Origin of the sequence: Microbacterium sp. NPDC007973, assembly GCF_042958465.1 — a bacterium.
Classification (GTDB): Bacteria; Actinomycetota; Actinomycetes; order Actinomycetales; family Microbacteriaceae; genus Microbacterium; species Microbacterium galbum.
Window position 1 is genome coordinate 801,369 of sequence record NZ_JBIBJJ010000001.1, and the last position, 25,355, is coordinate 826,723.

Here is a 25,355-nt window from a genome sequence, read left to right on the forward strand (position 1 = left end):
GCGGCGCTCACCCTGGTGGGCGCCGCACTCGCGGCGTGTTCGGGGCCTTCCCCGCCGCCCGCGCCGTCGCTCGAGATCGCCCTCGTGCAGCAGCGCGGCGACATCGCCGTGGACCGCGTGCAGCTGCGCGTGACGAACGCCTCCCCCGTGGCCACCACGCTCACAGCGGCATCTTTCTCCTCCCCCGTCCTGGACGGGCCCGCGGAATGGGATGCCACACGGCCGACGACCCTCGCGGCGGGGCGGACGGTCGACCTCCCCGTCTTCCTCCCCGCCATCCGCTGCACCGACGCCTCGGATGCCCCCGAGGCCACGGTCACGGCCGACGGCGCGACGACGACCGTGACCCTGTCCGACGACCTGGACGTCCTGCAGCGCGCGAGCGCCACCGCGTGCGATCGTGCGGAACTGGCATCCGTGGTGCGGGTGACGGCCACCGGAGCCGCCGTGGGCCCTGACGGCACGATCACTCTGCGTCTGGCGGTGGAGCCGTCGCAGAGCGGGGAGGGGACGGCCGAGCTCGTCGCTCTGCGCGGAACGGTGCTGCTGCGCTTCGCCGCGGGCGCTGCGGCACCGCTCGGGGTGAGCGTGTCCGCGCGTGACGCGCCGTCGGTCGTCGAGGTCGCCGTGGTGCCGCAGCGCTGCGATGCGCACGCCATCGCCGAGGACAAGGTGGGCACCCTTTTCGACCTCGTCGCCCGCGTCGACGGGCGGGAGATCGTGGTGCCCCTGGAGCGCTCGAAGGACGTCGCCGACGCGTTGCTCGTGCTCACCGCCCAGGTGTGCGGCCTGACCCCCGCGCGGTGAGCCGGGTTCCTCTGCCCGGAGAGGAGGGGTGCGCGAGGTCCGGAGCACGCGAAAGGGGCCCGGATCCGAAGATCCGAGCCCCTCGCGTGGAGTCAGGTCACTCGTTGAGCGAGCCGAACTCCGTATTCAGCAGGGTGTACTTGTTGTCGGCACCGTACTGGTAGATGCCGATGTACGCCTCGGTCGGGTCACCGTTCTCGTCGAACGTGATCGGACCGGAGACACCGTCGTAGTCGATGTCCTTGCCGTCGTTGATCAGCGCGAGGCAGTCGGCGAACGTCGTGCACTTCTCGCCGCCCTCGGAGACCGACTGCATGTTGTCGCGGATGGCCGTACCCGAGTCGTCCTTGGCCTGCGCCGCGGCGAGAGCCGCGACGATGACCGCGTCGTACGACTCCGGCGCGTAGCTGTAGTCGGTGAGCGCGGGGTCGACCTCCTTCAGACGCGACTGGAAGTCCGTGTCGGCGGGGTTGCCGGGCAGCGTGCCCTTCGCGCCCTGGAGCGTGCCGGCCGGGAACTCGTACGAGTTCGACAGGTTGCCGTCGACGAAGTACACCTTCGACGCCGCATAGCCCTGCGTGCTGACCAGCTGCGGAATGATCGAGGAGGTCTCCTCGAACGCGATGACCGCGATCGCGTCGGGCTGGGCGGCGAGCAGCTGGTCGACCTGCGAGGTGAAGACCGTGTCACCCGGGTTGTAGGGGACCGCGACCGAGACCTCGCCACCGGCGGCCTCGATGGCCGTGGTCGCGTTGTCCTTCAGGCCGGTGCCGTAGGGGTCGTTGATGTAGATGATGCCCACGTTGGCGGCACCGTCGCCGACCATCAGGTTGCCGAGCACGCGGCCCTGCAGCACGTCGGAGGGCGCGGTACGCCAGTAGTACCCGTCGTCGGCGTAGGTGGTGAAGTCGGGCGAGGTGTTGGCCGGCGAGATCTGGACGATGCCCGCGTTGACCAGCTGGTCGATGAAGGTGAACGAGACACCCGACGACGCGGCGCCGATGACGACGTCGGCTCCGGCGCTGACGAGCTCGGACGCCGACTGGGTCGCGATGTCGGTCGTGGTGTCGCCCGAGTCGCGCTCGGTCAGCGTGGTCGTGAACGGGAATGCGTCTCCCGTGGCCTCGATGTCTTTGATGGCCAGCTTCACACCGGCGACCTCGGGCGGGCCGAGGAAGGCGAGGTTACCCGTGGCGGGCAGGATCGTGCCGACGCTGAACGTGCCGTCGGCCTCGGACACGGCGCCGCCGCCCGACGATGCGCTCGGTGCAGCGGCATCGTTGCCGCCACCGGAGCATCCGGCGAGGACGAGCGCGCTGGCGCCGACCAGGGCGATGCCGCCGAGGATTTTGGCGCCGCGCGTGCGCGAAATGACGTTCATAGTGCTCCTTGCTGTGAATGAACGTTGGGCGACCCTATGGGCCACCTGGTGTCCTAAACCTAATCGGCGGCGCATTTTCCGCGTGTTGCCGTTCGTTAACGATGTGCGTCGAAGCGGTCACGGCCGCATAACGGTTCAGCCCGCGTCTTGACGACGACCCCGAAGGAGCACGGGTCGCCGGACCCGGAACGAAGAAACGGCCGGATCGGGCAGGACGAACGCGGAACGACATCTTCCGCGCCCTCATCGTCCCACCCGCCGCCGACATTGTCTGTCGACCGAATGGAGGACGCGACGGCGGGTCGGACGAGGGGGTCAGACCGGTTCGGCGACGTCGTCCACCGCGAGCCGGTGGCGCCGCGCGGCCACGATCGAGTCGACGCTCAACATGACCAGCGCGACCCACACGAGCGCGAACCCCACCCACCGTTCGAGCGTCATGGGCTCGTTGAGCACCCACACGCCGATGATGAACTGGATGATCGGCGCGACGAACTGCAGCAGGCCGATCACCGTGAGGGGGACGCGCCGGGCACCCGATGCGAACAACAGCAGCGGCACGGCCGTGACCGCGCCGGCGAGGAGGAGCAGGACGGTGTGCAGCACGCCGGCCGTTCCGAGCGTGATGCCCGTCAGGTTCGCCACGAAGATCAGCTGGATGACGGCGACCGGCAGCAACCACATCGATTCGAGGGTCAGCCCGCTCACGGCATCCACCGCGGGACCGATCTGCTTCTTCACCAGTCCGTAGAAGCCGAATGAGAAGGCGAGGGTCAGCGCGATCCATGGGAAGGCGCCGTATCCCACGACGATCACCAGGACCGCGGCCACGGCGATGCCCACCGCGATCCACGGCAGGAGCCGCAGACGCTCGCGGAGCACGACGACACCCAGCAGCACGGTCACGATGGGGTTGATGAAGTAGCCGAGGCTCGTCTCGATGACGTGCCCGGTGAGGGCACCGACGAGGTACGTCTGCCAGTTGACGTAGATGAGCACACCGGCGACCGCGGTCAACAGCATCAGCCGCGGTTGCCGCACGATCGCGAGGAACGGGCGCCACATGCGCAGCACGGTGAGAAGCAGCAGGCAGAAGACGAACGCGAGGAGGATGCGCCAGGCCACCACCTCGAACGGGCCGGTCGGCTTCAGCTGCAGGAAGTAGATGGGCAGCACGCCCCACAGCAGGTAGGCGCCCAGTGCATACAGGGCGCCGCGGGTGTTCCCGCCGGTCGGAGCGGAGGGAGCGGGGGTCACCGATACAGCCTACGCGCGCCCCCGAGGCGGCGACGGTCGCGCACCCGCGCATTCCTGCCATCGCGAGGCGAGCGCTCCGCATCGTCCATCGACCCCCGCGCACCCGCCCTCCCCCGAGCACGACGAAGGCCCCGGATGCCGAGCACCCGGGGCCTTCGATCGAGTCACGCGATCAGCGGACGACGACCGCCAGGACGTCGCGAGCCGAGAGCACGAGGTACTCCTCGGCGCCGAATTTGACCTCGGTGCCGCCGTACTTGCTGTAGAGCACGCGGTCGCCGACGGCGACGTCGAGGGGGACACGGTTGCCGTTGTCGTCGATACGGCCGGGGCCGACGGCGACGACTTCGCCCTCCTGCGGCTTCTCCTTGGCGGTGTCGGGGATGACGAGACCACTCGCGGTGGTCTGCTCAGCCTCGACCTGCTTGATGACGATGCGGTCCTCGAGCGGCTTGATGGAAACCGACACGGTCTACCTCTTCTTTCTCGTTACAGAAGACTTGTCAGCACTCACGCGGGGAGAGTGCTAATCCGAGTGTAGAGAAGCGCTGGCACTCACGCAACGCGAGTGCCAGCACACTCGCCCGCCTAGGCTGAATCGGTGGATACCAGCGAGCTGACCGCCCTGCTCACGCCCGACGGCCTGCGCCTGCTCGACGAGCTCGGTCCCATCGCGTCGACCGACGAGGCCGCCCGCGCGGTGTCGCGGCTGCGGGCGGCCGGGCACTCCCCCGACCTCGTATCGGCGGTCGTCGGGCAAGCCCGGCTGCGCGTCCGCGCGACCGCGAAGTTCGGCGCCTTCGCCGACCGCATGCTCTTCACCCCCGCGGGGCTCGAACAGGCCACGCGCCTTCCAATCGCCGCGCGTCACGCGGGCCGCTTCCGCGCCGCGGGCGTGTCGAGCGTCGCCGACCTCGGCTGCGGCATCGGCGGTGACGCGCTCGGACTGGCGGGACTCGGCATCCGGGTGCACGCGGTCGACGCCGACGAGGTGACCGCCGCCATCGCGGCGTACAACCTCGCCCCGTTCGGCGACGCCGCCACGGTGGCGCACGCGCGCGCCGAGGAGGTCGACCTGACGGGGACGGATGCCGTGTGGCTCGACCCTGCACGCCGCACGGCGGGCCACTCCGAGACGCGGCGGGTCGCCTCCGGCGAATGGTCGCCGTCGCTGGACTGGGTGTTCGAGCTGCTGCGGAGCACGCCGGGCGGCGTCAAGCTCGGCCCCGGCTTCGATCGCGCGCAGATTCCCGACGACGTCGAGGCCCAGTGGATCAGCGCCGACGGCTCGACCATCGAGCTCGTCCTCTGGGCGGGGGCGCTCGCGCGCGAGAACGTGCGACGCGCCGCGCTCGTGGTGCGCGGTGCCGACGCGTGGGAGCTCACGGCTCCGGCGGACAGCCCCGACGCCGAGCCGCGGGACCTGGGCGCCTTCGTGCACGAGCCCGACGGCGCGGTCATCCGCGCCCGGCTCATCGGCGAGGTCGCGCGAGCACTCGAGGCGGGGATGCTCTCGCCGCAGATCGCCTACCTCACCTCCGACGCACCGCTGACGAGCCCATTCGTGCAGTCGTTCCGGGTGCGCGAGCAGCTGCCGACCGACCCGAAGAAGCTCGGACAGGCGCTGCGGGCGCGCGGGATCGGCACGCTCGAGATCAAGAAGCGCGGCGTCGACGTCGACCCGGCGGCGTTCCGCCGGAAGCTCTCGCTCCGCGGAGACGAAGCGGCGACCCTGCTGATCACCCGCGTGGGGTCGACGCGCCTGGCTCTGCTGGCCGACCGCGTCTGACGCCCGCCGGGCTCCCGCGCCTCAGCGCACGGCGAGCTGCGAGAAACCCCAGATCAACCACCCTGCGCTGAACACGACCGCCAACAACGACAGGGACAACGCCCACACGGCCACGCGCCGGCTGTCGTGCGCGCGTCGCAGCGACAGGATGGCGAGGATCGCCCCGATCACGCCCAGGGGAAGCAGCCACCCGGTGACGAGCGCGGCGATCAGCGCGAGGATCGCCACGGCGAGCGCCCACGGCGCCAGCGAGGGCGGGGGTTTCGGCGCGGGCGGGACGTACGGGATCAGATGGTCGCCGAAGGCCGCCATCTCCAGCTGCGCGGTGGGGAGGCGTTCGGGGTCGTCATCCGCGATCTCCGGGCGCTCGCCCGCGGGCACCATCCACGGCCGACGGGGATCGATGGGCGCCGCGGCCGACTCGGGGGTCTCCTTGCGCGCACGGCGCGTGGGCGGGGTCTGATCCGTCACGGCGACCGGGTCTCGGCATCCGGAGCGGGGGCATCCGGGTCTTCGGCGACCTGGATCTCGGTGACGGGAAGGGTGGAGTCGGCTCCGAAGGCGAGGGTCGACGGGCGCCGACCCGAGGCGATGAGCTCCGCGGCGAGAGCGGCGATCATCGCGCCGTTGTCGGTGCACAACCGCAGCGGCGGAATACGCACGGCGACCCCCGCCGCCGCCGCGCGCTCGAGGGCGACGTCGCGCAGGCGCTTGTTCGCGATCACGCCGCCACCCAGCAGCAGTCGGGGCACGCCGTATCGCGCGCACGCGTCGAGGGCCTTGGTGACGAGAACGTCGACGACGGCCTCGCGGAAGGATGCCGCGACATCGGCGACCGGCACCGGTTCACCGGTCGCCTCGTGCTGCTCGACCCAGCGGGCGACCGCGGTCTTGAGCCCCGAGAACGAGAAGTCGTAGCGGTGGGATGCCCTGTCGGAAGCGCGTGAGAGCCCCCGCGGGAAGCGGATCGCCGTGGGGTCGCCGCTCGCCGCCGCGCGGTCGATCTCGGGCCCCCCGGGGTAGGGCAGCTTCAGCAGCCGCGCGACCTTATCGAACGCCTCGCCCGCCGCGTCGTCCATGGTCTCGCCGAGGAGCTCGACGTCGTTCGTGAGGTCGCGGACCAGCAGGAGCGAGGTGTGCCCCCCGCTGACGAGCAGGGCGACCGTGGGGTACTCGAGCTCCCCCGCCTCGGCATCCAGGATGTCGGCGGCGATGTGGCCCACGAGGTGATTGACCGCGTAGAGGGGCTTGTCGAGCGCGACGGCGAGGCCCTTGGCCGCACCCACCCCGACCATGAGCGCTCCGGCGAGCCCCGGGCCGCTCGTCACCGCGACGGCGTCGAGGTCGGCGAGCGTCACACCGGCCTCGGCGAGCGCGGCGTCGATCGAGGGCTGCAGCGCTTCGAGGTGGGCGCGCGCCGCGACCTCCGGGACCACGCCACCGTAGCGGGCGTGCTCGTCCATGCTCGAGGCGATCGTGTTGCTCAGCAGTGTCCGGCCGCGCACGATGCCGATGCCGGTCTCGTCGCAGCTGGTCTCGATGCCGAGCACGAGGGGCGCGTCCATCAGCACCATCCCTTTCCGGTGGACGACGAGGTGGCCGGGACCGACGGCGCGTCGGACGCCGCGACACCGGGCGTCGCGCCGCCCGGGACCTCGGCGCGCCGGGCGGCCCACCCCCGCAGGTCGAGCTGCATCACGATCGCGTCCACGTCGTCGGGCTGGTAGTAGCGGGGGCGTCGCCCGACCTCGGCGAATCCCTCCGACGCGTACAGCGCCTGTGCCACCGGATTGTCGGCGCGCACCTCGAGGAACACGTCGTGCACACCGCGCGCGACGGCCTCATCGAGCAGCGTGGTCAGCAGGGCCCGCCCGCGCCCGCGCCCGCGGGCGGCCGCCGAGATCGTGATGGTCTGGACGTCGGCATCCCGAGCCCCCCGCACCGCGCGCAGGCCCGCGTACCCGACGAGACGCCCGGCTTCTTCGACGACGACGTAGAAGCCGTGCGGAGAGGCGAGCTCCTCGCGCATCATGGCCGCGCTCCAGGCGTCGGTGGGGAACGACGTGCGCTCCAGGTCCATGATCGCGTCGAGATCGGCGGCGGTGGCCGCGCGCGTCGACATCAGCTGACCCTTTTCGGCGCGTGGGCGGCGACGACATCGGGGCTGCGCAGGTAGAGCGGCTCCGCGCCGGTGAGGGTGCGATCGGCGTCGAGCGCCCGCGCCGCGACGAGGGCGATCATCGCCGCCGACACGCTCGTGGCGTCGTATCGCCGGGCACCGATCTCGTCGAGGCGTGCGTCGAGGTCGTCACGCGGGCTGAGGGCGGCGTCGGAAAGGCGCACCGGTAGACCGTCGTCGTCGAGGCCGTCGTAGACGCTGAAGGCGAATTCGCGTCGCCTCGCATCGGTCACCACGGCGAAGCGCCCGGTCTCGGTGCCGGTCAGGGCATCCGCGAGCAGGACGCCGAGGGCGACACCGTCGTGGCTGGGCACCGGCACCACCGGGACGCCGCGGCCCAGCGCGTAGACGCGCGCCGTGGCGATGCCGACACGCAGCCCGGTGAACGGACCCGGGCCCATGCCGACCGCCACGTGGGTGGGGGCGGCGTCCACGCCGGACGATGCGCGACGCAACAGTTCGCCGATGACCTCGGCGTGCCCGAGGGGATTGGCGCTCTGTTCGTCGGCGAGCACCTCCCCGTCGCGCGCGATCGCCGCGACGGCGGTGCCGAGCGAGGTGTCGATGCCCAAGATCACCGTTCCAGGGTATCCGCCGCCCTCCTCCCCCGAGCGTCACGGCATCCGCCGGCCCCTCCGCTCCGAAGAAGGGGCATGGATGCCACGGCACTCGGTCTGCGCCGCATGGTCGTCCCCACGGGGGTCGGCCCGGTCGTCGTGCGCGCGGGGAGAGCGTCGGGCAGTCCGGTCGCGACCGTGCTGCTGCACGGCGCGGCGGGGTCGTGGGCCACTTGGGCGCCGATGATCGCGGCGTCCGACGATCTCGGGCTCCCGCTCTCGGACATCGTCGCGATCGACCTGCCCGGGTGGGGCGAGTCCCCTGGCCCGGTTCCCGCGCCCGCCGACCTCGCCGTCGCCGTCGCGGCGGTGGCGCGCGCGCTCGGCTATCCCCGCTGGCGCATCGTGGGCCACTCGCTGGGCGGAGTGATCGCGCTCGACGTCGCCGCGCGCTTCCCCGCCGAGACGGTCGCCGTGGGCGTCGTCTCCCCGAGCGGCGCGGGCGCCCGCGCGGTGATGCAGCGCCCGCTGATCGGCGGGGTCCGCCTGCCCTGGCTCGCGGGCATGGTGCTGGCCATGCGCATCCTGCGCGCACTCGGTCGTCTCGCCCGCCCCCTGCTACGCGTCCTGCGTCGAACGGGGGCGCTGCGCACGCTCGCGCGGCCGCTGTTCCGGCATCCGGAGCGCGTCGACCCGGCCGTGAGCGCGGCACTGGCCGACGAGATCCGCCCGTCGGCCTTCCTCACCGCCGCGCGCATGTCGCGCACGCACGACGACGGCGTCTGGCGCCGCATCGCCTGCCCGGTGCGCTCGGTGCGCGGCGCGCACGATGTCTTCGTCGCCGAGGAGGACTCCCGGGTGTGGGCCCGTCTCATGCGCGACGTCGACGACCGCGTCCTCGCCGACAGCGGGCACTTCGCCCACGTCGAGCAACCCGCCGAGACGCTGCGCGCCCTGCGCGAGGTCTGGGCGGCCGTTCGGACGCCGCAGACTCCGCGACCTCGCCGCCGGGGCACCGAGCCCCGACGCGGGCGCGCGACGCCGGCGACCTGACGAGAACAGCCGTGCCGTCAGGGACGACGCGAGATCGTCACGGTGCGCGGGGCGTCGGCGTCGAGTTCGACGGTGTGCACGGCGATCTCGCCGCACGCGTTGTCGACGCCGCGGCCGCCGGTCTGCCGCGAGATCTCGACCTCCCACCATGCGTCGGCCAGGTGTTCGGCGACGCCACGGCCCCACTCCACGATCACCGCGCTGTGGGCGACGTCGATGTCGAGGTCGTCGAGCTCCACGGCGGCGCCGAGACGATAGGCGTCCACGTGCACCAGCGGCGTCCCGCCGACCAGCGAGGGGTGCGTGCGCGCGATCACGAACGTGGGGCTCTGCACCGGACCCCGAATGCCGAGTCCCTCGCCGATGCCGCGGGTCAGCGTCGTCTTGCCGGCGCCGAGGGGACCCGTGAGCACCACGACGTCGCCGGGCTCGAGCGCTCGCCCGATCCGTCGTCCGAGCTCCTCCATGTCGGCGGGGGCCTCGACCACCCGCTCACCCAGCAGCGCCTCTGGAACGCTCACGCGTGCATCTCCCGTCGAGGGACGCGCGCACCCACGCGCGTGACGATCTCGTAATCGATCGTGTCGGCGGCATCCGCCCAGTCCCGCGCCGAGGGCGCGCCCAGCGTCGGATCGCCGAAGAGCACGACCTCGTCGCCCACCGCCACGGGATGCTCGCCGACGTCGACGACGAACTGGTCCATCGCGATGCGACCGGCGACGGTGAAGCGGCGTCCGCCGATCGACACCGGCCCGCGGCCCGACGCCTGTCGCGGAACGCCGTCGGCATAGCCGAGCGGCACCAGGGCCAGCGTCGTGTCGACCGACGTGCGGTAGTCGTAGCCGTACGAGACCCCGGTCCCCGCGGGAACGCGACGCACGGCCGCGACAGCGCCCCGCAGGGTCATCGCGGGCCGCAGACCCAGGTCGGCCGGAGTGCGGTCGGCGAAGGGCGAGACGCCGTAGAGCCCGATGCCGATGCGCACGCAGCCCAGGCGGGCCTCGGGAAGCGCGATCGCGGCGTTCGTCGCGGCGATGTGCCGCAGCGGCGGCTGCAGCCCCATCGATGCCGCCAGCACCACGCCCTCCTCGAATCGGGCCAGAGCAGCGCGGTCGTCGTCGAGGCTGGTGTTCGACAGGTGCGAGAAGAGCCCGACGACGCGCAGACGGCCGATGCGCTCGAGGCGGGCCGCCTCGGAGAACACCACCCGCCAGTCGGCCGGGGCGATGCCGTTGCGCGAGAGCCCCGTCTCGATCTTGAGGTGGACGGCCGCGGGGCGGTCCTCCGTGGCCGCCTGAGCCGCCCGCAGCAGTTGATCGAGGTCGGAGATCCCCAGCTCGATCCCCTCACGGACGGCCTCGTCGAATGACGCCCCGGGGGCGTGCAGCCAGGCGAAGAGCGGAGCGCGGATGCCGGCCCGGCGAAGCGCCAGGGCTTCGGAGATGTCGGAGACGCCGATCCGCGCGGCCCCGCCGCGCAACGCGGCCACCGCCGACCGGTGCGCCCCGTGCCCGTAGCCCTCGGCCTTGACCACCGCGATCACCTCGGCGCCGGTGAGCGCGCGCAGGTGCCGCACGTTCTCGGTGATCGCGTCGACGTCGACCAGCGCTTCGCGCAGCACACCCGGTGCCATCTTCATGCGGTGTCCTCTCGGGCCGGAACGGGAATGGATGCCGGATGCGAGGGCTCTCCGCCCGCGTGGGGAGTCGTGGCCGGAACCGCCTCGGCGATCACGTACGCCGTCGCCAGCCCCGCGTCGTGCGACATCGAGAGGTGCAGCGCCGTGATGCCGCGCGCGGCGACGGTGGACGCCGTCTCGCCCCGCAGGGCGAAGACGGGGCGCCCCGAGGGCTCGGAGGCGATCTCGATGTCGGTCCAGTGCACGCCGTCAGACCCGCCCAGCGCCTTGATGAGCGCCTCCTTGGCCGCATACCGCGCGGCGAGCGACCGTGGCTTGAGAACCCGCTCCGCGGGCGCGAACAGGCGCACGAGAAGCCGCGGCGTCCGCGCGAGGTGCTCCTCGAACCGCGGCACGTCGACGAGGTCGACGCCGATTCCGACGATCATGCGGCCTCCTCCCGGCATCCTGTCCATTCTGCCGGTGTCCGCCGACGTCGGTCGCCCTCGGCGGCGCCGGACGCAGGGCGATCAGCGTCCGATGCAGCCTGCGGCGGGGCGGACGCCTCGGACCCCGTCGACGGAGACGACGAGGGGGCCGGATGCCACGGCATCCGGCCCCCTTCCATCGGCGGTCCTACTCGACCGTCACCGACTTCGCCAGGTTGCGCGGCTGGTCGACGTCGAGGCCCTTCGCCTCGGCCAGTCCCATCGCGAAGATGTGCAGCGGCACGACGGCGAGCAGCGGCTCGAAGAGGGGAGCCGCGAGCGGGATGCGCAGCACCTCGTCGGCGGCGGGGAGCACGGCGACGTCTCCCTCTTCGGCGATCGCGATGACGCGGGCGCCGCGCGCGCGGATCTCCTCGATGTTCGAGACGACCTTCTTGTGCATCTCGCCCGAGCCGCGGGGGCTCGGCACGACCACGAAGACCGGCTGCCCGGGCTCGATCAGGGCGATCGGCCCGTGCTTCAGCTCGCCCGCGGCGAAGCCCTCGGCGTGGATGTACGCGAGCTCCTTGAGCTTCAACGCTCCCTCGAGAGCGATGGGGTAGCCGACGTTGCGGCCGAGGAACAGCACCGAGCGGGTGTCGGCCATCCAGTGCGCGAGCTGCTCGATGCGGGCCTGCTCGGACTCGAGGACGCGCGCGATCTTGCCGGGCACCGCTTCGAGCTCGGTGACGGCCTCGACGGCGACGACGGGGTCGATGGCTCCGCGCACGCGACCCACGTGCAGGGCCAACAGGTAGAGCGCGGTGATCTGCGCGACGAACGCCTTCGTCGAGGCCACGGCGACCTCGGGGCCGGCGTGCGTGTAGACGATGGCATCCGACTCGCGCGGGATCGTGGCGCCCTGGGTGTTGCAGATCGACAGCGTCTTCGCGCCGCGCGAGCGGGCGTACTTGACGGCCATCAGGGTGTCCATGGTCTCGCCCGACTGGCTGATGGACACCACCAGCGTGCGGGACGAGAGCACCGGGTCGCGGTAGCGGAACTCGTGCGCGAGCTCGACGTCGACGGGCACGCGGGTCCAGGTCTCGAGCGCGTACTTGCCGACCATGCCGGCGTACGCGGCAGTGCCGCACGCGATGACGAGGATGCGGTCGATGTCGGCGAGGAACTCGTCGAGCCCCTCGAGCTCGGGGATCTCGACCCGCCCCTCGTGGATGCGACCGCGCAGGGTGTTCGCGACGGCCTCGGGCTCCTCGGAGACCTCCTTGGCCATGAACGACGACCAGCCGCCCTTCTCGGCCGCCGACGCGTCCCACGTGACCTCGAAAGCCTCGACCTCGACCGGGGCGCCGGAGAAGTCGGTGACCTCGACGCCGTCGGGGGTGATCGCCACGATCTCGTCCTGCCCGATCGCGAGCGCGTTGCGGGTGTGCTCCACGAAGGCGGCGACGTCGGATCCGAGGAAGTTCTCGCCTTCGCCGAGGCCGATCACCAGCGGCGAGTTGCGGCGGGCGCCGACGACGAGGCCGGGGTGGTCCTCGTGCATCGCGAGCAGCGTGTAGGCGCCCTCCAGGCGCGAGACGACGGCGCGGAAGGCGGCGACGAGGTCCTTCGACCGCGCGTACTCGCGGCCGATCATGACGGCGGCGACCTCCGTGTCGGTCTCGCTGCGGAAGCTGAAGCCCTCGCCCACTAGCTCGCTCTTGAGCTCGGCGAAGTTCTCGATGATGCCGTTGTGGATGACGGCGAGCTTGTCGTCGTCGGCGAGGTGGGGGTGCGCATTCGCGTCGGTGGGTCCGCCGTGCGTGGCCCAGCGGGTGTGCCCGATGCCCGTCGTGCCGTTCGCCATCGGCGAGGACTCGAGATCGTCGCACAGCACCGCGAGCTTGCCGGCGCGCTTGCGCATGCCGAGAGCGCCGTCGCCGTCGATCACGGCGATGCCCGCGGAGTCGTACCCCCGGTACTCCAGACGCGACAGGCCCGCCAGAAGGATGTCCTGGCTCTGCCGAGGACCCACGTAACCGATGATTCCGCACATGGTCAACGAGTCTACGCGGCGGGGCTGAGCGAACCCCTCCGCGCCGTGGCCTCGCGCGGCGGGGCCGGGCGCGACGCCGCCCGCCGAAGCGCAGGAGCCGCGGTCAGAGCTTGCGCAGCAGCACCGACTCCACGGTGTGATCGGCGCCCTTCTGCAGCACGAGCTTGGCGCGATGCCGGGTGGGCAGCACGTTCTCCTCGAGGTTCGGCAGGTTGATCTCCCGCCAGTAGCCGAGGGCCCGCTGCACCGCCTCCTCGTCGCTGATGTCGGCGAAGACGCGGAAGAACGAGGTCGGGTTCGTGAAGGCGTTGTCGCGCAGCGCGAGGAACCGGTCGACGTACCAGCGCTCGATGTGAGCGGCGTCGGCATCCACGTAGATCGAGAAATCGAACAGATCGCTCACCGCGACCTCGTTCGGAGACGGCGGCGGCTGCAGCACGTTCAGACCCTCCACGATCACCACGTCGGGCCGATGCACGCTCACGTGAGCGTCGGGCATGATGTCGTACCGCACGTGCGAGTAGAACGGCGCCCGCGCCTCCTCCGCCCCCGACTTGACCTCGCTCAGGAACTCCACGAGGGCCCGACGGTCGTACGACTCGGGGAATCCCTTGCGGTCCATGAGCCCTCTGCGCTCGAGCTCCGCGTTGGGGTAGAGGAACCCGTCGGTGGTGACCAGCTCGACCCGCGGGGTGTCGGGCCACCGGCTCATGAGCTCGCGCAGCAGGCGGGCGATGGTCGACTTCCCCACCGCCACCGATCCGGCGACGCCGATGACGAAGGGGGTCGTGGCATCCGGTTCGCCCAGGAACTCGCTCGTGTCGGCTCCGAGTCGCCGCGTGGCCCGGGCGTACAGGCTGAGCAGACGGCTGAGCGGCAGATACACCTCGGCGACCTCGCGCGGATCGAGGCGGTCGCCGATGCCCCGCAGCTGCACGATCTCGTTCTCGGTCAAGGGCTGCTCGAGACCCCCGGCCATGCGGGCCCAGTCGTCGCGGTCGATCTGACGGTAGGGGCTCAGCGACGGTGCGGAAGCGGTCGTCTCGGCGGCGGACACCCGCTCATGCTACCCGCGGGGGCCGCACCACCCGGCGACGCACGCCCGGCGCCGTTCGCTACGCTCGGACCGTGCGCTTGGGAGTCCTCGACATCGGCTCGAACACCGTCCACCTCCTGGTGGCCAACGCCCGGGCGGGAGGACGGCCGACCGCGACGAGCTCCCACCGCTCGGTGCTCCGTCTCATGCGCTATCTGCTGCCCGACGGATCGATCTCGCCCGAGGGCGTCCAGGGCCTCGTGGATGCCGTGACCGCCGCCTGCGAGCGCGCCCGCGCCGAGGGAGTCGACGAACTGCTCGCCACGGCGACCTCGGCCGTGCGCGACGCGACGAACGGCGAAGACGTGATCGCGAGGATCGAGGAGGTGCTCGGGCAACCGCTCCAGGTGCTCGGCGGCGAGACGGAGGCGCGCTTCACCTACCTCGCCGTCCGACGCTGGTTCGGGTGGTCGGCGGGGCAGATCCTGCTGTTCGACATCGGCGGCGGCTCGCTCGAGATCGCGGGCGGCGCCGACGAACTCCCCGACCTCGCCGAATCGGTGCCGTTGGGCGCCGGGCGCTCGACCGTGCAGTTCCTCCCGCACGATCCTCCGAGCGACGCCGAGATCGACGCCCTCCGCCAGCACGCGGCATCCGTCCTCGCTCCTGTGGCCGAGCGGTTCGCCGCACTTCCCCGTCCCGACCACGTCATCGGGTCGTCGAAGGCCATCCGCTCGCTCGCGAAACTCGCCGGTTACCCGGTGCCGGGGTGGTCGGGCATCGACCGCATGGTGCTGCCGCGCAAGGAGCTGAAGGACTGGATCCCCCGGCTCGCCCGCATCCCGGCCGACGCACGCGAGGCCCTGCCGGGCATCACCGCCGATCGCACCTTCCAGATCGTCGCGGCGGCGGTCGTCGTCGAACGTGCGATGAAAGCGATGGACGTCGAAGAGCTCGAGGTCTCGCCCTGGGCGCTGCGCGAGGGCGTGCTCCTGCGCTACATCGAGTCGCTCGAGTACTGACCGCCGCGGCGCCCCGCGCCCCGCCACCCGCCACCGATACCGAGGCCCCTGAGCCTGTCGAAGGGACCGGGCCCCGCCCGCGAACCCACTCGCACAGGCGACGAAGGCCCAGGCACCCCGCACGGGGCCCCTGGGCCTGTCGAACCGACCGGACCTACAGCGCCAGGCGCTCGCGCACGACCTCGGCGAGACGGTCGGCGTGGGCGCGGGCGACATCCTCGGATGCCGCCTCCACCATCACGCGCACCAGCGGCTCGGTCCCCGAGGCGCGCAGCAGCACGCGACCGGAGTCGCCGAGTTCTGCGGTGGATACCGCGACCTCGCGCTGCACGACCTCGTCGGCGACGCCGTCGCGGTCGACACCGCGCACGTTGACCAGCACCTGCGGGTACACGGTCATGAGCGAGGCGAGCTCGCCGAGCGTCTTGCCCTGGCGCGCCATCTCGGCCACCAGGTGCAGACCCGTGAGCAATCCGTCGCCCGTCGTGGCGAACTCGCTCATGATCACGTGACCCGACTGCTCGCCGCCGAGGGAGTAGCCGCCCTCGTTCATGGCCTCGAGCACGTACCGGTCGCCGACCGCGGTCTGCAGCACCCGGATGCCGTGCTCCTGCATCGCGCGATGAAGACCGAGGTTGCTCATGACCGTCGCCACGAGAGTGTCGTCGACGAGAGCGCCGCGCTCCTTCATCGCCACCGCGAGGATGGCCATGATCTGGTCGCCGTCGACGACGTTGCCCTGCGCGTCGACCGCGAGGCACCGGTCCGCGTCGCCGTCATGGGCGATGCCGACATCGGCGCCGAGGCGCACCACCGCCTCCGCGAGCACGTCGAGGTGGGTCGAGCCCACGCCGTCGTTGATGTTCAGACCATCGGGGTCGGCACCGATGACGGTGACCTGCGCGCCGGCGTCCTTGAACGTCTCGGGAGACACCCCGGCCGCCGCGCCGTGGGCGCAGTCGAGCACCACGTGGATGCCGTCGAGCCGGTGCGGGAGCGAGCCGAGCAGGTGCAGCACGTAGCGGTCCTCGGCATCGGCGAAGCGTCGGATGCGACCGACACCGGCACCGGTGGGCTGCAGCCGTTCCCCCTCGAGGGCGCGCTCGATGCGCTGCTCGACGACGTCCGGAAGCTTGGTGCCCCCGCGCGCGAAGATCTTGATCCCGTTGTCGGGAGCGGGGTTGTGCGACGCCGACACCATCACGCCGAAGTCGACGTCACGGTCGGCGATGAGGAAAGCGGTGGCGGGGGTGGGGATGACTCCGGCGTCGAGGACGTCGACACCCGACGAGGCCAGACCTGCGGCGACCGCGGCCGCGAGGAACTCCCCCGAGACCCGCGGGTCGCGCGCGACGACGGCCGTGAGTCGGCGACCCTCGGCCTTGCGCGCCTCCGCAGAACGGCCCTGGCCCAGGACGACAGCGGTCGCCTGGGCCAGGTGCAGCGCGAGTTCGGCGGTGAGGAGGCCGTTGGCCAGCCCCCGCACCCCGTCCGTGCCAAACAGAGGCATACGGAGGATCGAACTCAGCGCTTGGAGTACTGAGGCGCCTTGCGGGCCTTCTTGAGACCGGCCTTCTTGCGCTCCTTGACGCGAGCGTCGCGCGAGAGGAAGCCGGCCTTCTTCAGGGTCGGGCGGTTGTTCTCGGCGTCGATCTCGTTGAGCGCACGGGCGATGCCCAGGCGCAGCGCGCCGGCCTGGCCCGAGGGGCCACCACCGGAGATGCGCGCGATCACGTCGTACGAGCCCGCGAGCTCGAGCACCGTGAACGGGTCGTTGATCAGCTGCTGGTGCAGCTTGTTCGGGAAGTAGTCCTCGATCGTGCGGCCGTTGACCGTGATCGTGCCCGAGCCGGGAACGAGGCGCACGCGGGCGATGGCCTGCTTGCGACGGCCGACGGCTGCGCCGGGGACCGAAAGCACGGGGCGCTCGGCCGCGACGACCGACTGCTCGGCCGGCGTCTCGGTGCTGTAGTTGCTGGAGTCGATGTTCGACACTGTTTCGTCCTTATCCGGCGGCGCTTACTGGGCGACCTGGTCGAAGGTGTATGCCGTGGGCTGCTGGGCACCGTGGGGGTGCTCGGCGCCGCGGTAGACCTTGAGCTTCTTGAGCTGCGCCGCGCCGAGGCTGTTCTTGGGCAGCATGCCGCGGATGGCCTTCTCGACCGCGCGGACGGGGTTCTTCTCGAGGAGTTCGTCGTAGGTGACGGACTTGAGGCCGCCCGGGAAGCCCGAGTGGCGGTAGGCCTTCTTGTTCTGGAGCTTCTGACCCGTGAGCGCCACCTTCTCGGCGTTGATCACGATGACGAAGTCGCCGGAGTCGATGTGGTTGGCGAAGGTGGGCTTGTGCTTGCCGCGGAGGAGGACCGCCGCGTGCGAGGCCAGACGGCCGAGAACGACGTCGGTGGCGTCGATAACGACCCACTCGCGCGTGACCTCAGCGGCCTTGGGGGTGAAAGTGCGCGTCACAGTAGTGCTGCTTTCTTGATCGAACGGAGGAGTTCGTGAATCCCGCTCCGGTGGTCCGTTGCCCCGCCGATGACGGGGGAACAGGGCCGGTGGAGGGCTCACGTTCGGGCGACCCGCTCGCAGGGAGGCGGGCACCAAAGAGCAAGACTACGGCATTCGGATGCCATCGCCAAACGCCGACGGGCCCCCGACGGCGGGGCGCGTGCGTCCCTACGAGAGCAGGGTGCCCGCAGCCACCAGCGCGTACCCCGTGGCGTTGAAGACCATGTGCACCGCGACGGCCGGCCAGATGCGCCCGGTCGCCACCACGAACGCCCCGGTCACGGCGCCGACCGCGGCGAGCGCGATCGGCGCGAGATGGTCCTGTCCCGCCGCGAACTGATGCGCGAGCACGAACAGCGCCGTCGAGAGGGCGACGGCGGCGATCGCCGCCGGGACGCGCCCACTCCGCTCCCGCAGGAGCACGTACGCGCAGACGAGCACGACCCCGCGGAAGAAGAACTCCTCCACCATCGCGGCGCCGATCGTGTCGGCGAGCGCCTCGGCGAGGAACGCTTCCGGCAGCGATCCGTCGGAGGAGAAGGTGGAGGGCCACGCGGCCGGGGCGCCCCCGATTCCGGCGACGGCGCCCTGCATCGCGCGGAGGGCGACGCCGAAGACGATGCCGTAGAGCACGTCGACCGGACGGAGGCGAAGCAACCCGCGCGGCCGGGAGCGGGAGAAGGCGACGCCGACCGGCACACCGAGGGCCACCCACACCATGGCCCGCGCGCTCGCCTCGGCCGTCTCCGGCGGGAACAGCGCGGATGCCGCCCGCTCGGCCAGAAGGCCCGCGCCGAGCGCGCACACGGCCCAGGACAGCAGACCGAGGTCCCAGCGGCGGGTCGTCGACCGCCCCTCCCGCCAGAGCCGTGGCCGACGGCGTCGACGCCGTGACGATTCCCCGGTCGAGGCGTCGGCGGCGTCGGACATGGCGGTCAGGCTAGGTCCGGTCTGCGCCTGCTCAACCTCCTCGCCCGGCGGATGTGGACGACTGACCGCGTGTTTCACCCCCGCCCTCATCACGCACCGATGCCCCGTCACCGGGCGGCGACGGGGCATCGGTCGGATCGGACGCGTCCCCCGCGGGTGCGGGCGAGAGTGGGGCGCGTCGACCGGGTCAGCGCTTCAGGAAGTCGATGAGCACGCGGTTGAACTCGTCGGCATGGCTCACGTTGACGCCGTGCGGCGCCCCGGCGACCACGTGCAGCTCACTGCCCGCGATGGCCTCGTGGGTCCGCTTTCCGGAGCCCTCGAACGGCACGGTCGCGTCGCTGTCGCCGTGGATGACGAGAGCGGGCACGGTGACGTGCGGCAGGTCGTCGCGGAAGTCAGTGGTGGCGAACGCCTCCATGGACTTCAGCGCCGCGTGGTGATCGGCCTGGTTCGCGAGACGCTCTGCCTCGACCTGCTCCTCGGGCGCCACGGCCAACTGGCCGTCCACCGAGAAGAAGTCCGTCGTGAACTGGTGGTAGAAGGCCTTCTCGTCGTCCTTGAGCCCCTGCTTCATTCCGTCGGCGGTCTCGTCGTCGAGGGGGCCCTCGGGGTTGTCCTCGGTCTTGGCCAGGTACGGCGGCACCGCGGCGGCGAAGACGACGCTGTGGATGCGATCGGCGCCGTGGCGCGTGAGGTAGCGCGCCACCTCGCCGCCGCCCATCGAGAAGCCCACCAGAGTGGCATCCCGCAGATCGAGCGTCTCGATCACGGCCTGCAGGTCGTCGGCGAACGTGTCGTAGTCGTACCCGGTGCGGGGCTTGTCGCTTCGGCCGAAGCCGCGGCGGTCGTAGGTCACGACCCGGTGGCCGGCCGCCTCGAGGGCCGGGACCTGGTGCGCCCACGACTCGCCCGACAGGGGCCACCCGTGGATCAGCACCACGGGGCGACCGGCGCCGCCGGTGTCGTCCACGTGGAGGTCGATGTCGGTCAGAAGTCCATGGTGTGCGGTGATCTCGCTCATGGCCGACATCGTTCGCCCGTCGCCTGAACGGAAGCCCGCCGTTGACGACCGCACCGAGTCTTGGTAAGTCCCCGGTCGACGCACAGGCGTCGCCGCGACGCAAGCTCTCCGCGGGCCCGTTCGCACCCGGCTAGCCTCGCGCCATGGCCTCGACCCGCTCCTTCGCCGTCGCCCTGCTCGCCGCATCGACCCTCGCTCTCAGCGCATGCTCGCCCGCCGCCGGTGGGGGCGGATCCCTCACCCCCACCGATCAGGATGCCGTCCGCGCGGTGACCACCGCCGAGTCCGATGCCGGGGGCCGCGCCTTCGAACTCGACAGTGACGACGATCAGTGGCAGGTGCACGTCGCGGTCGGCGACCGGGAGGTCGAGGTCCGGGTCACCGCCGACGGAACCCGCGCGGAATCCTCCGACGACTCCGAGCAGCTCGACGCCGACGACGACGCCGCCCTCCAGGCCGCCACGACCACCCTCGCGGATGCCATCCGCATCGCCGCGGCGCGCGCCTCCGGCGGCGCGCGGGTGGAGGAGGCCGCTCTCGAGCAGGAGGACGGCACCCCCGTGTGGAAGGTCGAGATCGCCGGAGGCACGACGGTCCGCATCTCGGGCGTCGACGGAAGTGTGCGCTGAGGCAGCAGAAGCACGGGGCGTGCGCAAGCCCGGGGCCGGCATCCACGAGGCTCGCCCCGTCTCATTACACTCGGCGCATGCGCCACGCTCTCGACGCCGACGGACATAGTCCGAGCGCCCGGGTGACCCCGGGTCACGGACGCATCGCGTGGGAAACGGGCGGGCGATGAACGATCTCGCGCTCAACATCGTCCTGGTCGTCGTCTTCGTGCTCATCGGCGGAGTGTTCGCCGCGACCGAGATGGCCCTCGTCACCCTGCGCGAGAGTCAGGTGAACGCGCTCGCCGCGCGCGGGCGGCGCGGCCAGAAGGTGGCCGATCTCGCTCGCAACCCCAATACGTTCCTCTCCGCCGTTCAGATCGGCGTCACGGTCGCCGGTTTCGCGTCGGCCGCGTACGGCGCGTCCTCGATCGCGCCGTCGGTGACCCCGCTCTTCACCGCCTGGGGGCTGGAGGAGCCGGTCGCGGCCACGGTCTCCACGATCGCGCTCACCCTGGTCATCGCCTACCTCTCCCTCGTCCTGGGCGAACTGGTGCCCAAGCGACTCGCGATCCAACGCAACGCGGCATTCGCCTACGCCGTCGCCCCCGTGCTGAACGGCTTCGCGAAGCTCATGCGGCCCGTCATCTGGCTGCTGTCGATCTCCACGAACGTGCTGGTGCGCCTGCTCGGCGGCGATCCCGACAAAACCGGCGAGGAGCTCACCGAGGAGGAGCTGCGCGACATCGTCTCGAGCCACGAGGGGCTCCCCGCTGACGAACGCCGCATCCTCGACGACGTGCTGTCCCTGCGCGATCGACATGTCAGCGAAGTCATGCGTCCCCGCCCGGAGGTCGTCACCCTGGATGCCGGCGGCTCGATCGCCGAAGCCGTGGAGCGCGTGCGGGACCTGCCGTATTCGCGCTATCCCGTCGCCGAGCACACGATCGACGACGTCGTCGGCTTCGTGCACGTGCGCGACCTCTACGAGGACACCGCGCGCCCCCTCGCCGCCGTCATGCGCGAGATCCGCTACATCCCCTCGACCGCGCGGGTGCTGCCCACCCTCACCGCGATGCGCGCCGAGGGCAGCCACATCGCGGTCGTGGTCGACGAGTACGGCGGCACCGACGGCATCGTGACCCTCGAGGACCTCGTCGAAGAAGTGGTGGGCGAGATCTTCGACGAGTACGACGTCGCCGCCGAGCAGCCCCTGGCCGAGGGCGAGCACGGGACCGTCGAGGGACGCCTCAATCTGCAGGACTTCGAAGAGGCGACCGGAGTGGTCCTGCCACGCGGTGCGTCCGACACCGTGGCCGGTTTCGTGGTCGAGCGGCTCGGCCGTCTCGCCCGCGTCGGCGACACCGTGGAGGTCGACGGCGCCACCCTTCAGGTCAGCGCGGTCGACCGTCGCCGCGTCGCGGAGCTGCTCGTCACGCGGCATCCGGTCGACCACGACGAGGACACCGCGGCCCGCGACTGAGCGCTCGCGGACCGTCCCGGCCCGCTCCGGGCGCACGACTGGTCGCCGGCGGGGCGTCGCCCGCCCGCGGGTGGGGAGGCTCAGGCGAGGTCGCCTCCGAGCGGGGCGACGGAGTCCCCCAGCTCGAAGTGATGCCCGTTGATGGCGAGCAGATCGCGGTCGCCGTCGGGCAGGAAGCCCGACGGCGCCGTGAAGCTCGCGTCGCTGCGGCGGATCATGCGCCCATCGTCGCCCGGGAGCGGGAGCGATGGCAGGGCTTGACAGGATGCCGGAGCCGACCTCCGTCGATTGAGTTGTGCACAACTGAATTGTGTGCAACAGTTCTCTCATGCCCGCCGTCGACGCCCTCGTGTGCTTCGCGCTCTACGCCGCCAACCGCACCACGACGCAGGCCTACCGCGTGCTCCTCGAGCCGTGGAACCTCACCTACCCGCAGTACATCGCCCTCGTCACCCTGTGGGCCGACGGCGACCAGACCGTCAAGAGCCTCGGGGAGGCGTTGCAGCTCGACTCGGGCACCCTCTCGCCGATGCTCGCCCGGATGGAAGCGGCGGGATACATCGAGCGGAGCCGTCGCTCCGACGACGAGCGCGTGGTCTCGGTGTCCCTGACCACGCGCGGTGCCGCGCTTCGCGAGGAGCTGGCTCATGTCCCCCGTTGCATCGCGGCAGGAGCGGGTCTGTCCGACGCCGACACCGCACGTGAGCTCATCGATGCTCTGCACCAGTTGACCGAGGCCATGAAAGACCTGCGCGACCACCCCGACACCGTTCTGTCGGCGGTGGGCGCCCCTCGCCGCCCGGCATGATGCCGCAGCTCCCCCTCGTCCCCAGAAAGGAACACCCATGGACGTTCTCTACACCGCCGAAGCCGTCTCGACGGGCCACGGCCGCACCGGCCACGTGACGGCCGGTCCCTACATCGACCTCGAGGTCGCGCCGCCGAAGGAGATGGGCGGATCGGGCGCGGGCACCAACCCCGAGCAGCTCTTCGCCGCGGGTTACGCGGCCTGCTTCCACAGCGCCCTCCACGCCGTCGCACGCGGTCGCAAGATCGCGCTGGAGGACTCGTCGGTCGGCGGCCGTGTTCACATCGGGCCGAACGGCCAGGGCGGCTACCAGCTCGCGGTGCTGCTCGAGGTGGTCCTTCCCGGCATCGAGCACGACCTCGCCCAGGAGCTCGCCGACCAGGCGCACCAGGTGTGCCCCTACTCGAATGCCACGCGCGGCAACATCGAGGTGACCGTCACGGTCTCCGAGGACTGACCTCTCGACTCCCGGGGCGGGGCGCTGAGCCCCACGTATCGCGTCCCGTCCTGGGTCTGCTTCCGGCAGCGTGCGACGCCGCCCGTTCCGTGCGGGCGGCGTCGTCGTATCCGCCGACGCCACCCTCGATGGTCAGGACAGCTGCAGCTCGGCCTCGGTCTTGGGGTAGGAACGGCGCAGCCACTGGCCGAATCCCGGCTGGGCGAGACAGGCCGATTCATCGGCGCACGTGACGACCGGGTCCTCGGCCGCATAAACCTGGTAGACCCCGACCTTCGCATCCAGCGGAGCACCGATCACGTTCACCGGCTGACGCTTCGACGGATACCCGATGTAGTACGTCACCGCGTCGGCCGACACCCCCGCGGACGGCGCGACGGCCCGCACGAGCGAGCCGACGCACGAGTGATCGGGATGATCGCCGCGGGCGAAAGCGCTCTCATGCGGGATGTTCGTCGTGATGTGGTCGGGCCGCCCCGCGTGGATGAGCTCGGCGACCGTATCCGAGAGACGGGCGGCGTCCAGAGTGGGGCCGTCATCGATGGGGGCCAGGGCCGGCACGATGCCGTTGATGAGCTGCGTCAGCCCGGCGCCGCCGGTGGCGGGGAAGCCTTTGGCGCTCAGATTGCCGTCCGGCAGTCGCAGCACGGTGATCGACAGACGCGACTCGTCGCTGGGAACGAACCGCGTGACGCGGGCCCCGCTCAGGAGGGTGATCTCGCTCGTCCGCCACGGGGCCTCACTGCCGCGCATCCGGTCGTAGGCCGCGCGGATGCCGGCCTCCCTCTGCTGCGCATACGCGAGGCCGCGTCCGGCGTCGCCCGCGGTGATGAAGATCGTCCGCAGCGTCGCCCCCGAGGCGATGACGTCGCCGAGGTGCGGATTGGCGAAGATGATGTCGTCATCGGCATGCGCCCACACCGCCACCGTGGTGTCGGCGCCCGGCTCCTCGAAGGCGGGCGACGCATCACGGGGCGCGTCACGGGGCTGGGGCACGATCGGGCTCAGCTTCACCCACGTGCCGTCGGGACCGTCGGAGCGTCGCATCTCCCGGTAGACCAGCGCACCCCCGCCGATCGCGGCGAGGCCCCCGACGGCGAGGCCCCCGAAGACGAGCGAGCGGCGCGAGATCGACGCCCGGCGGGCCGCGCCCGACCCATTCCGCGCGTCGCGTCCGACGGCGTCGTCGCCGCCCGAAGGCTCGTCGATGTCACTCACGGCGACTCCGTCCTGTGTTGCGCCCCCCGGCGACGGATTTTCGGGTTCCCCCTCGCCCTCGGGCGTACCTCGACGGTATCGCGATGCACGCCGCTCACCGCACACGAAACCCCGCGGCGGCGCGACGTCGCGGGCAGAGCGGACCGGTCACCGCATCGATCATCCCTCGGGTGACACCGCCCGGCGGAGCGGTCCACCCCACACATGGCCGATGCTCAGCCCGCGCCTAAGAACGCTCACGAGACTCGCCCCATGCAGACGTCCTCACCGCCGCGGTCTCTGTCGCCCGTCGCCCTCCGCATCCGCGCCGTCCTCAACGACTGGGACCCGATCGGAGTCCATCTCATCGGCCGGGGATGGCCCGACGACGAGTACGACGACCTCATCCAGCCGATCCTGAAAGCCCTCGAGTTCGCCCCGAGCGTCGACGAGCTGGCCGACGATCTGCGGGAGGTCGTCGAGGTCGACTACGGGCTCCCCTCCCCCGACGGATGCCACGACGCGGCCCGCTCGCTCCTCGCCCTGTCCCGCTGACCGCTAACCCTCGGCGATCCGGGGCGCAAGCCCTGCCGACCGGTCAGGACCGGGTCCTATCGTGCGGTTCATGGTCGATCTCTCCCGCCCTCAGACGCCCGATCCGTACCCGCTCCTTCCCGCCGCCGCGTCGTTCGACGTGGCCAGCGACGACATCGGCGACGGTCAGCCGCTGAAGGACGACCAGGTCGCCGAGAAGGGCAACACCTCCCCCCACCTGCGATGGTCGGGCGCCCCGGAGGGCACCAAGTCGTTCGTCGTCACCTGCTTCGACCCCGATGCGCCCACGCCGAGCGGCTTCTGGCACTGGGTGCTCGTCGACATCCCGGCCGACGTGCACGAGCTCGCTACGGGGGCCGCTGCGGACGACCTGCCCGGCGCGGCCTTCCACGTGCGCAACGACGGCGGCGAGAGCGGGTTCATGGGCGCCGCTCCCCCGCAGGGCGATCAGCCCCACCGGTACTTCTTCGTCGTCCACGCCGTCGGCGAGGAGACGCTCGGCGTCGACGCGGACGCGAGCCCCGCCGTCGTGTCGTTCAACCTGGCCTTCAAGACGCTCGGCCGGGCCATCCTGTACGGCACCTACCAGCACTGAGGCC

At 71.5% G+C, this 25,355-nt stretch carries 29 protein-coding genes; 10 read left to right on the plus strand and 19 right to left on the minus strand.

The window, feature by feature from the left end:
* The first annotated feature begins 15 nt into the window (after positions 1-15).
* A complete protein-coding gene (locus ACFZA2_RS03940; RefSeq protein ID WP_391400884.1) occupies positions 16-807 on the plus strand; it encodes a hypothetical protein in 792 nt (263 codons plus the stop codon).
* Positions 808-904: 97 nt separating this feature from the next.
* Here the strand turns inward: ACFZA2_RS03940 and ACFZA2_RS03945 are convergent, their stop codons facing one another.
* The 3 genes from ACFZA2_RS03945 to groES form a co-directional block, all read right to left on the minus strand.
* Positions 905-2,188 (minus strand): ABC transporter substrate-binding protein, encoded by a 1,284-nt coding sequence (locus ACFZA2_RS03945; protein ID WP_391400887.1) that lies wholly within the window; start codon positions 2,186-2,188, stop codon positions 905-907.
* 315 nt (positions 2,189-2,503) lie between these two features.
* Positions 2,504-3,445 carry an EamA family transporter RarD gene (gene rarD, locus ACFZA2_RS03950; protein WP_391400890.1) on the minus strand — a complete coding sequence of 314 codons (942 nt, stop codon included), beginning with the start codon at positions 3,443-3,445 and terminating at the stop codon, positions 2,504-2,506.
* A gap of 172 nt (positions 3,446-3,617) precedes the next feature.
* The gene (gene groES / locus ACFZA2_RS03955) at positions 3,618-3,914 is read right to left on the minus strand and encodes a co-chaperone GroES (RefSeq protein ID WP_013583903.1); all 297 of its coding nucleotides are present in this window, start codon (positions 3,912-3,914) and stop codon (positions 3,618-3,620) included.
* A gap of 132 nt (positions 3,915-4,046) precedes the next feature.
* On the opposite strand from groES, the gene ACFZA2_RS03960 reads away from it, so the two are divergent.
* Positions 4,047-5,234, plus strand: coding sequence for an SAM-dependent methyltransferase (locus ACFZA2_RS03960; RefSeq protein WP_391400894.1), 1,188 nt, complete (start codon positions 4,047-4,049; stop codon positions 5,232-5,234).
* Positions 5,235-5,255: 21 nt separating this feature from the next.
* Here the strand turns inward: ACFZA2_RS03960 and ACFZA2_RS03965 are convergent, their stop codons facing one another.
* From ACFZA2_RS03965 to tsaB, 4 genes are read right to left on the minus strand one after another with little or no spacing between them, the layout of a single operon-like run.
* Positions 5,256-5,705, minus strand: coding sequence for a hypothetical protein (locus ACFZA2_RS03965; RefSeq protein WP_391400896.1), 450 nt, complete (start codon positions 5,703-5,705; stop codon positions 5,256-5,258).
* A complete protein-coding gene (tsaD, locus tag ACFZA2_RS03970) occupies positions 5,702-6,799 on the minus strand; it encodes a tRNA (adenosine(37)-N6)-threonylcarbamoyltransferase complex transferase subunit TsaD (protein WP_391400898.1) in 1,098 nt (365 codons plus the stop codon). Before tsaD ends, ACFZA2_RS03965 begins: the two co-directional genes overlap by 4 nt.
* Positions 6,799-7,356 (minus strand): ribosomal protein S18-alanine N-acetyltransferase, encoded by a 558-nt coding sequence (gene rimI, locus ACFZA2_RS03975; RefSeq protein ID WP_391400901.1) that lies wholly within the window; start codon positions 7,354-7,356, stop codon positions 6,799-6,801. Before rimI ends, tsaD begins: the two co-directional genes overlap by 1 nt.
* Positions 7,356-7,991 carry a tRNA (adenosine(37)-N6)-threonylcarbamoyltransferase complex dimerization subunit type 1 TsaB gene (gene tsaB, locus ACFZA2_RS03980; protein ID WP_391400904.1) on the minus strand — a complete coding sequence of 212 codons (636 nt, stop codon included), beginning with the start codon at positions 7,989-7,991 and terminating at the stop codon, positions 7,356-7,358. The genes rimI and tsaB overlap by 1 nt, the downstream gene beginning before the upstream one ends.
* Before the next feature lie 75 nt (positions 7,992-8,066).
* Here tsaB and ACFZA2_RS03985 point away from each other — a divergent pair, with 75 nt between their 5' ends.
* The gene (locus ACFZA2_RS03985) at positions 8,067-9,023 is read left to right on the plus strand and encodes an alpha/beta fold hydrolase (protein WP_391400908.1); all 957 of its coding nucleotides are present in this window, start codon (positions 8,067-8,069) and stop codon (positions 9,021-9,023) included.
* 17 nt (positions 9,024-9,040) lie between these two features.
* Here the strand turns inward: ACFZA2_RS03985 and tsaE are convergent, their stop codons facing one another.
* The 5 genes from tsaE to coaA all read right to left on the minus strand — a co-directional run bounded on the left by tsaE (position 9,041) and on the right by coaA (position 14,185).
* Positions 9,041-9,544 carry a tRNA (adenosine(37)-N6)-threonylcarbamoyltransferase complex ATPase subunit type 1 TsaE gene (gene tsaE / locus ACFZA2_RS03990; RefSeq protein ID WP_391400911.1) on the minus strand — a complete coding sequence of 168 codons (504 nt, stop codon included), beginning with the start codon at positions 9,542-9,544 and terminating at the stop codon, positions 9,041-9,043.
* The gene (alr, locus tag ACFZA2_RS03995) at positions 9,541-10,662 is read right to left on the minus strand and encodes an alanine racemase (protein WP_391400914.1); all 1,122 of its coding nucleotides are present in this window, start codon (positions 10,660-10,662) and stop codon (positions 9,541-9,543) included. The genes tsaE and alr overlap by 4 nt, the downstream gene beginning before the upstream one ends.
* Positions 10,659-11,090: a holo-ACP synthase gene (locus ACFZA2_RS04000; RefSeq protein ID WP_391400917.1), complete on the minus strand. Its 432-nt coding sequence runs from the start codon at positions 11,088-11,090 to the stop codon at positions 10,659-10,661. The genes alr and ACFZA2_RS04000 overlap by 4 nt, the downstream gene beginning before the upstream one ends.
* Before the next feature lie 187 nt (positions 11,091-11,277).
* Positions 11,278-13,128 carry a glutamine--fructose-6-phosphate transaminase (isomerizing) gene (gene glmS / locus ACFZA2_RS04005; RefSeq protein ID WP_391400920.1) on the minus strand — a complete coding sequence of 617 codons (1,851 nt, stop codon included), beginning with the start codon at positions 13,126-13,128 and terminating at the stop codon, positions 11,278-11,280.
* Between the two features lie 103 nt (positions 13,129-13,231).
* On the minus strand, positions 13,232-14,185 hold the full coding sequence (gene coaA / locus ACFZA2_RS04010; RefSeq protein ID WP_391400923.1) for a type I pantothenate kinase: 954 nt from the start codon (positions 14,183-14,185) through the stop codon (positions 13,232-13,234).
* Between the two features lie 71 nt (positions 14,186-14,256).
* On the opposite strand from coaA, the gene ACFZA2_RS04015 reads away from it, so the two are divergent.
* Positions 14,257-15,186 (plus strand): Ppx/GppA phosphatase family protein, encoded by a 930-nt coding sequence (locus tag ACFZA2_RS04015; protein WP_315993541.1) that lies wholly within the window; start codon positions 14,257-14,259, stop codon positions 15,184-15,186.
* A 154-nt stretch (positions 15,187-15,340) separates the two neighbouring features.
* On the opposite strand, the gene glmM is transcribed toward ACFZA2_RS04015, so the two are convergent.
* From glmM to ACFZA2_RS04040, 5 genes are all read right to left on the minus strand, one after another.
* Entirely contained in the window at positions 15,341-16,696 is a 1,356-nt protein-coding gene (gene glmM, locus ACFZA2_RS04020) for a phosphoglucosamine mutase (RefSeq protein ID WP_391400927.1), read from the minus strand.
* Positions 16,697-16,710: 14 nt separating this feature from the next.
* Complete coding sequence (gene rpsI / locus ACFZA2_RS04025; protein ID WP_058597862.1) at positions 16,711-17,181, minus strand: 30S ribosomal protein S9; 471 nt, start codon at positions 17,179-17,181, stop codon at positions 16,711-16,713.
* Positions 17,182-17,205: 24 nt separating this feature from the next.
* The gene (gene rplM, locus ACFZA2_RS04030; RefSeq protein WP_076673841.1) at positions 17,206-17,652 is read right to left on the minus strand and encodes a 50S ribosomal protein L13; all 447 of its coding nucleotides are present in this window, start codon (positions 17,650-17,652) and stop codon (positions 17,206-17,208) included.
* Between the two features lie 210 nt (positions 17,653-17,862).
* Positions 17,863-18,624 (minus strand): CPBP family intramembrane glutamic endopeptidase, encoded by a 762-nt coding sequence (locus tag ACFZA2_RS04035; RefSeq protein ID WP_391400932.1) that lies wholly within the window; start codon positions 18,622-18,624, stop codon positions 17,863-17,865.
* A 187-nt stretch (positions 18,625-18,811) separates the two neighbouring features.
* Complete coding sequence (locus ACFZA2_RS04040; protein WP_391400935.1) at positions 18,812-19,648, minus strand: alpha/beta fold hydrolase; 837 nt, start codon at positions 19,646-19,648, stop codon at positions 18,812-18,814.
* 143 nt (positions 19,649-19,791) lie between these two features.
* Between ACFZA2_RS04040 and ACFZA2_RS04045 the strand changes: the two genes are divergently transcribed.
* Both ACFZA2_RS04045 and ACFZA2_RS04050 read left to right on the plus strand, forming a co-directional pair.
* Entirely contained in the window at positions 19,792-20,277 is a 486-nt protein-coding gene (locus tag ACFZA2_RS04045; RefSeq protein WP_391400938.1) for a PepSY domain-containing protein, read from the plus strand.
* A gap of 166 nt (positions 20,278-20,443) precedes the next feature.
* Positions 20,444-21,739, plus strand: coding sequence for a hemolysin family protein (locus ACFZA2_RS04050; RefSeq protein ID WP_391400942.1), 1,296 nt, complete (start codon positions 20,444-20,446; stop codon positions 21,737-21,739).
* An 80-nt stretch (positions 21,740-21,819) separates the two neighbouring features.
* Here the strand turns inward: ACFZA2_RS04050 and ACFZA2_RS04055 are convergent, their stop codons facing one another.
* Complete coding sequence (locus ACFZA2_RS04055; RefSeq protein WP_298871290.1) at positions 21,820-21,957, minus strand: hypothetical protein; 138 nt, start codon at positions 21,955-21,957, stop codon at positions 21,820-21,822.
* Positions 21,958-22,067: 110 nt separating this feature from the next.
* Between ACFZA2_RS04055 and ACFZA2_RS04060 the strand changes: the two genes are divergently transcribed.
* Together ACFZA2_RS04060 and ACFZA2_RS04065 are read left to right on the plus strand one after the other, a co-directional pair.
* Positions 22,068-22,547: a MarR family winged helix-turn-helix transcriptional regulator gene (locus ACFZA2_RS04060; RefSeq protein WP_391400946.1), complete on the plus strand. Its 480-nt coding sequence runs from the start codon at positions 22,068-22,070 to the stop codon at positions 22,545-22,547.
* Between the two features lie 37 nt (positions 22,548-22,584).
* Complete coding sequence (locus ACFZA2_RS04065) at positions 22,585-23,004, plus strand: organic hydroperoxide resistance protein (protein WP_315993549.1); 420 nt, start codon at positions 22,585-22,587, stop codon at positions 23,002-23,004.
* A gap of 132 nt (positions 23,005-23,136) precedes the next feature.
* On the opposite strand, the gene ACFZA2_RS04070 is transcribed toward ACFZA2_RS04065, so the two are convergent.
* Entirely contained in the window at positions 23,137-24,222 is a 1,086-nt protein-coding gene (locus tag ACFZA2_RS04070) for a PIG-L family deacetylase (RefSeq protein WP_391400950.1), read from the minus strand.
* A 252-nt stretch (positions 24,223-24,474) separates the two neighbouring features.
* Between ACFZA2_RS04070 and ACFZA2_RS04075 the strand changes: the two genes are divergently transcribed.
* Both ACFZA2_RS04075 and ACFZA2_RS04080 read left to right on the plus strand, forming a co-directional pair.
* Complete coding sequence (locus ACFZA2_RS04075; protein ID WP_391400953.1) at positions 24,475-24,756, plus strand: hypothetical protein; 282 nt, start codon at positions 24,475-24,477, stop codon at positions 24,754-24,756.
* 70 nt (positions 24,757-24,826) lie between these two features.
* Entirely contained in the window at positions 24,827-25,351 is a 525-nt protein-coding gene (locus ACFZA2_RS04080) for a YbhB/YbcL family Raf kinase inhibitor-like protein (protein ID WP_391400956.1), read from the plus strand.
* Positions 25,352-25,355 lie beyond the last annotated feature (4 nt).

What these genes read in the sequence shown, in the direction of transcription:
- ACFZA2_RS04045 (WP_391400938.1), top strand. Translation starts at nt 19,792, where the DNA reads ATGGCCTCGACCCGCTCCTTCGCCGTCGCCCTGCTCGCCGCATCGACC.
- ACFZA2_RS04035 (WP_391400932.1), bottom strand. Translation starts at nt 18,624, where the DNA reads ATGTCCGACGCCGCCGACGCCTCGACCGGGGAATCGTCACGGCGTCGA.
- ACFZA2_RS04075 (WP_391400953.1), top strand. Translation starts at nt 24,475, where the DNA reads ATGCAGACGTCCTCACCGCCGCGGTCTCTGTCGCCCGTCGCCCTCCGC.
- ACFZA2_RS04000 (WP_391400917.1), bottom strand. Translation starts at nt 11,090, where the DNA reads ATGATCGTCGGAATCGGCGTCGACCTCGTCGACGTGCCGCGGTTCGAG.
- ACFZA2_RS04080 (WP_391400956.1), top strand. Translation starts at nt 24,827, where the DNA reads ATGGTCGATCTCTCCCGCCCTCAGACGCCCGATCCGTACCCGCTCCTT.
- ACFZA2_RS04040 (WP_391400935.1), bottom strand. Translation starts at nt 19,648, where the DNA reads ATGAGCGAGATCACCGCACACCATGGACTTCTGACCGACATCGACCTC.
- glmM (WP_391400927.1), bottom strand. Translation starts at nt 16,696, where the DNA reads ATGCCTCTGTTTGGCACGGACGGGGTGCGGGGGCTGGCCAACGGCCTC.
- ACFZA2_RS04055 (WP_298871290.1), bottom strand. Translation starts at nt 21,957, where the DNA reads ATGATCCGCCGCAGCGACGCGAGCTTCACGGCGCCGTCGGGCTTCCTG.
- ACFZA2_RS04065 (WP_315993549.1), top strand. Translation starts at nt 22,585, where the DNA reads ATGGACGTTCTCTACACCGCCGAAGCCGTCTCGACGGGCCACGGCCGC.
- alr (WP_391400914.1), bottom strand. Translation starts at nt 10,662, where the DNA reads ATGAAGATGGCACCGGGTGTGCTGCGCGAAGCGCTGGTCGACGTCGAC.
- ACFZA2_RS04050 (WP_391400942.1), top strand. Translation starts at nt 20,444, where the DNA reads ATGAACGATCTCGCGCTCAACATCGTCCTGGTCGTCGTCTTCGTGCTC.
- rimI (WP_391400901.1), bottom strand. Translation starts at nt 7,356, where the DNA reads ATGTCGACGCGCGCGGCCACCGCCGCCGATCTCGACGCGATCATGGAC.
- tsaD (WP_391400898.1), bottom strand. Translation starts at nt 6,799, where the DNA reads ATGGACGCGCCCCTCGTGCTCGGCATCGAGACCAGCTGCGACGAGACC.
- glmS (WP_391400920.1), bottom strand. Translation starts at nt 13,128, where the DNA reads ATGTGCGGAATCATCGGTTACGTGGGTCCTCGGCAGAGCCAGGACATC.
- ACFZA2_RS03945 (WP_391400887.1), bottom strand. Translation starts at nt 2,188, where the DNA reads ATGAACGTCATTTCGCGCACGCGCGGCGCCAAAATCCTCGGCGGCATC.
- ACFZA2_RS03985 (WP_391400908.1), top strand. Translation starts at nt 8,067, where the DNA reads ATGGATGCCACGGCACTCGGTCTGCGCCGCATGGTCGTCCCCACGGGG.
- ACFZA2_RS04060 (WP_391400946.1), top strand. Translation starts at nt 22,068, where the DNA reads ATGCCCGCCGTCGACGCCCTCGTGTGCTTCGCGCTCTACGCCGCCAAC.